This window comes from Paraclostridium sp. MRS3W1, from assembly GCF_032465715.1.
In the GTDB taxonomy this organism is placed as follows: domain Bacteria; phylum Bacillota; class Clostridia; order Peptostreptococcales; family Peptostreptococcaceae; genus Paraclostridium; species Paraclostridium dentum.
On the sequence record NZ_JAWDJM010000069.1, the window covers coordinates 1 to 1,810 of the forward strand.

A 1,810-nucleotide genomic window follows, 5' to 3' on the forward strand; every position below is an offset into this window, starting at 1 on the left:
TATATGTTTGACAGAATGTTGCTAAGTTAAGTCTTGCATTTCCTTCATTCATTAGCTCATCTTTTATTAATCTGTAAGCTATATTTGGAGCAATAGAATCTTTCCCTAAAACATCTTTTGGCACGCTAGAGCCAGATTCTGTTGTCCCAAATATTGGAGTATCATAACTATCTCCTAATTGATTTTTTCTACCATATAACATTTTAAAAACCTCCTTATATATGCATTAAGTCATATAAATTGTATGTATTTTAGTTAATAAAAAACTATTTTAATTTAATTTAATATATATGTAACCAATTTAAAACATCATTCTTTAAGATGCTTTATTTTCCTTTAAATATCTTAGTTTTTTATTATATTATATATATACCACATTAAAAAACACCTAAACATTTTTTGCAATTTTTCTTGCAATTTTTCTTACTATTTTGATGAAGATGTTCCACTTTCTAATATTGATACTATTGAAAATAATGTAAAACAGATTGCTCCTAGCCCAATCATTACACGTGCTGGAATAAAATATGCTATATTAAATATTTCTGATTCAAATAAAAATGCTCCCATAAATAAACATATCAGAGCTGTGAATACTGGTATTAGAGGTACTCTTTTTGCTAATGGATTGTTTTTTCGCCAAACCATCCCTAATAGCAATACTTTACTTAAAATACTGTAGCATACTATACCTAATCCAATTAGAACATAACCTGGAGCTATCATAATCGGATCTTTAGATATACATAAAATTACAATTCCCCATAATATATCTATAGTTCCAAATACAGCTACAAGTATCGCCCATCTATAACGTTCCTTATTTGTAAATGTGTTTTGTATCTGTCTAACTATACTAATCACTAATAAAATTAAGCTAGCACAAACAAATCCAATTCCTATCAAAACATGACCCGCCACTAAATAATCACTTGAAACTGAGTTGAATAATAAATATGCTCCTCTAAAAAAGGCAAGAACTGTGCATATAGTTGGTATTCCTATAAGTATTTTTACAGTAGACTCTTTAAATGCTCCTTCTTGATTTTCTCCTTCTTTTAAATTAGCTCCATTTTGTGGGATCATCATGAATTTAGTTGAGGCTGTGGCAACTGTTGCAACGCAACAAGTTATTAATCCTAATCCAAGTACTACATTACCTGATACAAAGTACGGAGGTATATAGATTCCTACTCTCCATAAAATGATACCTGAAACAATAGTAAAAATACCTGCTAAGTAGCCTATTGTTGGCAATGCCCATTTATAAAATTTATTATATTTATTTATAATCTGTAAGATTATTGTTGCAGCTGTAGTAAATAAAGCTATACATATAGCAGTTAAGTATATTAAAACATGTCCTGCTACTAGAAAGTCTGATCCTATAGCCTGTCCTAAATCCTTAACATAAATACCATATCCTAAGCACATAGCTCCCATTACTAATGGTATTGCACGAAAAAGAATACTAATATAATAATTCACTTTAATTCCCTCCTTAATTTATAACTTTAAAGAAAAAGCAACTAGTGTAATTAATTTAGCACTAGTTGCTGAATAAAACATTTCTTTTTATATTAGTGAGTGAATCCGTATACTTTGTTTTCTTCTTTTTTACCGTGTACTAATACATTTGCGTCATTTAAATCTTTTATTGCTGTTTTTAAATCTCTTATAAATAATTCAGCCATATCATGACTTAAGTCTGCTCTACATACTATACGTTGTATTATTGTTTTGTCTAAGTTGATTGGTAATGGATATGCTGGTATTTGCCATCCTTTCATTGCTAATCTATCTGCTAAAT

At 29.0% G+C, this 1,810-nt stretch carries 1 protein-coding gene and 2 pseudogenes; all 3 read right to left on the minus strand.

The window, feature by feature from the left end; all coding sequences use genetic code 11:
- Positions 1–202, minus strand: a pseudogene (locus RWY47_RS05110) (glutamate decarboxylase); the annotation flags it as partial.
- A 224-nt stretch (positions 203–426) separates the two neighbouring features.
- Entirely contained in the window at positions 427–1,488 is a 1,062-nt protein-coding gene (locus tag RWY47_RS05115) for a DUF2776 family protein (protein ID WP_150841480.1), read from the minus strand.
- A gap of 92 nt (positions 1,489–1,580) precedes the next feature.
- Positions 1,581–1,810: pseudogene (locus RWY47_RS05120) on the minus strand (glutamate decarboxylase); the annotation flags it as partial.